Source organism: Novosphingobium sp. CCH12-A3, assembly GCF_001556015.1.
Taxonomy (GTDB): domain Bacteria; phylum Pseudomonadota; class Alphaproteobacteria; order Sphingomonadales; family Sphingomonadaceae; genus Novosphingobium; species Novosphingobium subterraneum.
Window position 1 is genome coordinate 1 of the sequence record NZ_LSIA01000145.1, and the last position, 5,034, is coordinate 5,034.

General features: G+C 62.5%; 7 protein-coding genes. 3 read left to right on the top strand and 4 right to left on the bottom strand.

Annotated features, from left to right (window positions below):
* From AX703_RS11545 to AX703_RS11550, 3 genes are all read right to left on the bottom strand, one after another.
* A partial coding sequence (locus AX703_RS11545; RefSeq protein WP_156452024.1) for a hypothetical protein occupies positions 1 to 629 on the bottom strand: 629 nt, incomplete at its 3' end.
* On the bottom strand, positions 614 to 775 hold the full coding sequence (locus AX703_RS27360; RefSeq protein ID WP_156135919.1) for a hypothetical protein: 162 nt from the start codon (positions 773 to 775) through the stop codon (positions 614 to 616). The genes AX703_RS11545 and AX703_RS27360, both read right to left, overlap by 16 nt.
* Positions 776 to 987: 212 nt before the next feature.
* Positions 988 to 1,185, bottom strand: coding sequence for a carboxymuconolactone decarboxylase family protein (locus AX703_RS11550; protein WP_230487962.1), 198 nt, complete (start codon positions 1,183 to 1,185; stop codon positions 988 to 990).
* A 51-nt stretch (positions 1,186 to 1,236) separates the two neighbouring features.
* Here AX703_RS11550 and AX703_RS26595 point away from each other — a divergent pair, with 51 nt between their 5' ends.
* Positions 1,237 to 1,401 carry a helix-turn-helix domain-containing protein gene (locus AX703_RS26595; protein WP_231735508.1) on the top strand — a complete coding sequence of 55 codons (165 nt, stop codon included), beginning with the start codon at positions 1,237 to 1,239 and terminating at the stop codon, positions 1,399 to 1,401.
* A 156-nt stretch (positions 1,402 to 1,557) separates the two neighbouring features.
* On the opposite strand, the gene AX703_RS11555 is transcribed toward AX703_RS26595, so the two are convergent.
* Positions 1,558 to 2,262 carry an NUDIX domain-containing protein gene (locus AX703_RS11555; protein WP_156452025.1) on the bottom strand — a complete coding sequence of 235 codons (705 nt, stop codon included), beginning with the start codon at positions 2,260 to 2,262 and terminating at the stop codon, positions 1,558 to 1,560.
* Positions 2,263 to 2,364: 102 nt separating this feature from the next.
* On the opposite strand from AX703_RS11555, the gene AX703_RS11560 reads away from it, so the two are divergent.
* Both AX703_RS11560 and AX703_RS11565 read left to right on the top strand, forming a co-directional pair.
* On the top strand, positions 2,365 to 3,429 hold the full coding sequence (locus AX703_RS11560) for a bifunctional nicotinamide-nucleotide adenylyltransferase/Nudix hydroxylase (RefSeq protein WP_062344223.1): 1,065 nt from the start codon (positions 2,365 to 2,367) through the stop codon (positions 3,427 to 3,429).
* A 59-nt stretch (positions 3,430 to 3,488) separates the two neighbouring features.
* Positions 3,489 to 4,868: a nicotinate phosphoribosyltransferase gene (locus tag AX703_RS11565; protein ID WP_062344225.1), complete on the top strand. Its 1,380-nt coding sequence runs from the start codon at positions 3,489 to 3,491 to the stop codon at positions 4,866 to 4,868.
* Positions 4,869 to 5,034 lie beyond the last annotated feature (166 nt).

Genomic DNA, 5,034 nt, shown 5'->3' on the forward strand with positions numbered 1-5,034 from the left:
GAAAATGCAGCCCAATGGCCACACCCGATTTTACACCACATTGACGGACGCGACCCATCGCCAGTTCCGGCACCATCTCCCATTGCGGCTGCGAACAGCCTCTCCGGCGTCCCAAGCCAACTCCAGAAACCGCTGATAGTTCGCGAACTGGACGAGTAGAACATCGTCAGGGACTTGCCCATCTCACCGGCAGGACCGCTCCCGCGCTGGATTGCAGCCAGATCCTTGGCAGCGCCCGCACCTTGGCTTTCACGGACGGCGGAGTCCGCTTCGTGCACCGCTTGGTCTTCGTCCATGCCCGCCGCGATGGCCTTGTTGTACGCGCCGATCCAGGTCGGAATGACGACGAGGCGATCGAAGAAGCTGATGCCGGTGAACCTGTAGCGCTGCACCATTGAAGCAAGGTCAGTCTTGCCAGCGAAGCGGCGCACGCTTTCCCTGATGTCGCGGTCCAGCGTGTCGAAGCGGCTCTTGAGTTCAAGGCTACGATCGAGAGCGAAGGCACTGGCCTCTTTAGGATTGCGCAGCGTCGTGTTCATGCCCGCCGCGAACCAGTGAGGACCAATACGCTCCACCGAGCCGACATAGCCACCAAGCTGAGCGAACATCGTACCTAGGCGGTAAGCCATGCCGACGAGCGCTGTGTCGCCCGCATGAAGGCTTCCAGCTTGCTCATGCCCGCACGATCGTAAACCCATTCATTCGCGATGAATTGCAGCCATGGACGGAACAGGCCCGCAACGTCCGACCCCATCGTTTCCTCAACCGTTGCCAAGTTGACATTACCCTCGATCCCAGCAGTGGGTTTTTCAACACTATCGGTCGGCTGCTGTCGCAATGGATCAACGGATCGTGAGACGAAGCGGTCATTTGCGACGGACTCGGATTACGAGCAGTGTCGCTGTTGGCCTCCCTTCGATCGGTCGCGGCCCAGTGCGATTTAAAATCGCACAAGGCCGCAACTTCCTCCGCATTGGGAGCACTGACCTAAATCGCCGGGAAGTTCACTTCCGTGCCCGCAACGTTGTTGATCAGGTTGGTGAAGAAGATCTCGGCCAACACGGCGACGATTTCGATGATCTGGCCTTCGCTGAACCCGGCTTCCTTCACCGCCTCGATATCCTCTGCCGAAACCTTGCCTCGAGCTTCGGCAACCTTGCGGGAAGGCGGAAGCGGCTGCGGCACGGGGATCGTCCGAGGTGCCCCGGCCAAACCCCGGCCAAGGCCATCGAGCAGATGCGTCTGGTTGCAGCGCGGCTGATGATCGAGGAGACCCGTCACCCGATGGACCAGATCGCGCTGGAATCGGGCTTCATCGACATCCGTCGTATGCGCGAGGCGTTCGTGCGCCAGTATGGCCAGCCACCACAGACCCCGCGTAGGCTGGCCAAGGCGGCTTAGATGCTAAATCTGGCTCGGTCGTCAAACGTTCGGCTCGCCCCTGTTGTATCACAGCTGAGCAGATCATGGTCTAGTTTTGGGTCGAGCTGCCATTTAGATGTTCATGGCCCTACGACTTTATTTGGTCGGAGACAGCACAAAACACTTTTGAAATTGTCAGGGCACCCTCGAGTATCGGCGGTCCAAGTCTCGTTGATAAACTTCACTGCTATCGGTGACACGCGCACTTATTCTGTAAAGCTCCGCCGGCCGAAACGGCGTGTCGCTCTCGCGCTGCCCTGTTGCTTCGATCCAGCCAGTGTCGAGCATGCGGCGACGGAAGGCGGGCTTGTTGAAGGTGCTGCCAGTGATGGCCTCATGCACGGCCTGGAGATCACGCAGAGTGAAGAGGTCAGGCAGCAGAGAGAAGGCAAGGGGAGCGTAGTCGAGCTTCCCGCGGAGCCGCCCATGCGCTGTTGCAATGATGGCGGTGTGGTCGAATGCGAGCAGCTCGCCAGGTTCTGTGACCGGGCGTAACGCAAGATCTGCTTTCGAAGTAACGGCCTGTTGTAGAACCGCATGTGGCAGCAGAGCAAAGTAGGCGACGCTCACTGTGCGCATCCGTGGATCGCGCTGCGGATCGCCGAAGGTGTACAGCTGCTCCAGCCAGGCGCTGTCCTGCGCGGCAACGCCTGCCTTGCCCACCAGCACGCGTCTTGCGGCATCGTCCAGCGTCTCCTCGATGCCAACGAACCCGCCCGGCAGCGCAAGCGCGCCGACGTACGGCTCTTCGCCCCGGCGCTGCAGCAGGACCGACAGAACACCGTCGGCGACGGTCATCAGCACGAGGTCGACAGTAACGGCGAAGGGTGGATGGCTCATGGCGATTAACTTATATCTTGACTGGATATAAGTCCAGTGCGCATAAGGTTGCAGCGAGTCGGGGAGTCCGCCTCGCTACGATCATCTGGGGGAGCCTCGGATATGAGCAAGTTCGATTTCGGCGTCTTCATCGGACGCTTCCAGCCACTGCACATCGGCCACGAACACGTCATCGCGCGCACGCTCGATCAGGTCGAGCGGCTGATTGTGCTGGTGGGATCGGCCAACGTCGCACGCGACCCACGCAATCCCTTCACTTATGCCGAGCGGGAGGCGATGCTGCGTTCCGCCTTCCGGCACGAAGTGGCACAGGGCCGCCTGATCATCGCCCCCATCGACGATCACCTCTATTCCGACATCGCCTGGGTCACGCAGGTCCAGCGCAAGGTTCGCGCACTGGTGCTCGAGCATGGCAACGGTCACGGCTTCCAGAACCATGGGCTGAGCGATTTCCGTGTCGCTCTGGCAGGATATGGCAAGGATGCCTCATCCTATTACCTCAAGCTGTTTCCGGAGTGGGAGAGCCTGCAGGTCGAGAGCCAGTACGGCACCTTCTCGTCGAGCGACGTGCGCCAGCGCTATTTCCAGCGCATCCCTGAAGTGCCCGCCGCCATCCTCTCTGCAGGTGTTGCAGACTTCCTGCGCGAGTTCATGCTGGGGGAGACCTTCAAGGCGCTGCTTGAGGAAGCCGAGTTCCTCGGGGCCTATCCGGCGCAATGGGGCAACGGTCCCTTCGTCACCGCCGATGCGGTCGTCGTCCAGTCAGGCCATATCCTGCTGGTCGAACGGGGACGGGCGCCCGGCAAGGGCCTGCTCGCGCTCCCGGGCGGTTTCGTCAATCCGTCCGAGCGCATTCGCGACGCCGCCATCCGCGAGCTGCGCGAGGAAACCGCGATCAGCGACGGCAAGGGCCAGATCCCCCCGGCCATGCTCGCAAGCTTCATCGAGGATGCGCGGACGCGGGTGTTCGATGCGCCGAACCGTTCCTTGCGTGGTCGTATCATCACCCACGCCTTCCTGTTCCGCCTGCCCGAACGCCGCAAGCTGTTCAGCGTGAAGGGCGGTGACGATGCGGCGCACGCGCAGTGGTACCGCTTTGGCGATCTATCGCCCGAGATGCTGTTCGAGGACCACTGGGCCATCATCGAGGAAATGGCCGACCTTTGAAGACTGAAGCGCCGCGCAGGGGAGTCCTGCACCCGGCGATAATGTGAGGAGTTCACATCATGACCAACCTGATCCTGGCAACCGACAGCTACAAGCACAGCCACTTCCTGCAGTACCCGCCCGAGACCCGCGCGATAAGCGCCTATATCGAGGCTCGGCCAAACGACTTTGCTGACGAAGTGCTGTTCATGGGCCTGCAGCCCTATCTCATGGACTATCTCGGGCGGCCGATCACCCAGGCTGACATCGACGAGGCCGAGGCAGTCTGCACCGCGCATGGCGTGCCCTTCAATCGCAAGGGCTGGCAGATCATCCTCGACGAGCATGGCGGCTACCTGCCGATCGAGATCCGCGCTCTGCCTGAAGGCATGATCGTGCCGACCGGGGTGCCCTTGGTGCAGGTCGAGACGACAGACCCGCGCCTGCCGTGGCTGGCAGCCTTCATCGAGACCGCGCTGCTTCGCGCAATCTGGTATCCGACTACGGTCGCCACGCTCAGCCGCCAGTGCCGCCTGATCATCCGTGCAGGGCTCGCGAAGACCAGCGAGGATGTGGAAGGCCAGCTTCCATTCAAGCTGCACGACTTCGGCGCCCGCGGCACCAGCAGCGGCGAGAGTGCAGGCCTTGGCGGCATGGCCCACCTTGTCAACTTCATGGGCACCGACACTATGGAAGGGCTGATCGCCGCCCGTCGCTATTACGAAGCGGACATGGCCGGCTTCTCGATCCCGGCGGCCGAGCACAGCACGATGACCAGCTGGGGGCGCGAGCGCGAGGAAGCGGCCTATGCCAACATGCTCGACGCCTTCGAGGGTGAAGGCAAGGTCGTCGCCGTGGTCTCGGACAGCTACGACCTCGATGCGGCGCTGACTGGAATCTGGGGCGGGAGCCTGCGCGACAAGGTGCTGGCGCGCAAGGGCACGCTCGTCGTCCGGCCCGACAGTGGCGACCCGGTGGAAACCCCGGTGCGGGCAGTCAAGACCTTGTGGGAGGCCTTCGGCGGCACGGTCAACGCCAAGGGCTATCGCGTGCTCGATCCCCACGTCCGCGTGATCCAGGGCGATGGCATGACGCCTGCCACGATTGCCCGTCTGATCGATCGGCTGATCGAGGAAGGCTTCGCCATCGACAACATCGCCTTCGGCATGGGCGGCGGCCTACTCCAGCAGGTCAATCGCGACACCTTGCGCTTTGCGATGAAGGCCAACGCCATGGGCGATGCCGAAGGCGTGTGGCACGACGTGTCCAAGGCGCCTGCCACCGACCTCGGCAAGGCCAGCAAGGCGGGGCGGCAGGCGGTGGTGCTCGAAGCAGGCCACATGGTGGCGCGGCGGATGGACGACGTGGCCGATGCCGACAACCTGCTCCGCCCGGTCTGGCGCAACGGGACCATGCTGGTGCGCCACAGCTTTGACGAACTGCGGGCGCGGGCGGCTTGAGACTTGCACAGGGTGCGTCCGCGTTGGCGCCCCCTTTGCATTCTATGATGTCGCTTTGGCAGCTCTCGAAAGTAGCCGCCGTTCATAGATGGGCACCGAAGTGACTGGATTTGTGAAGGGTTTCGGGCGCTTGCGTACGAAAGCCTCCAGTGCAGGAACCCGCGGG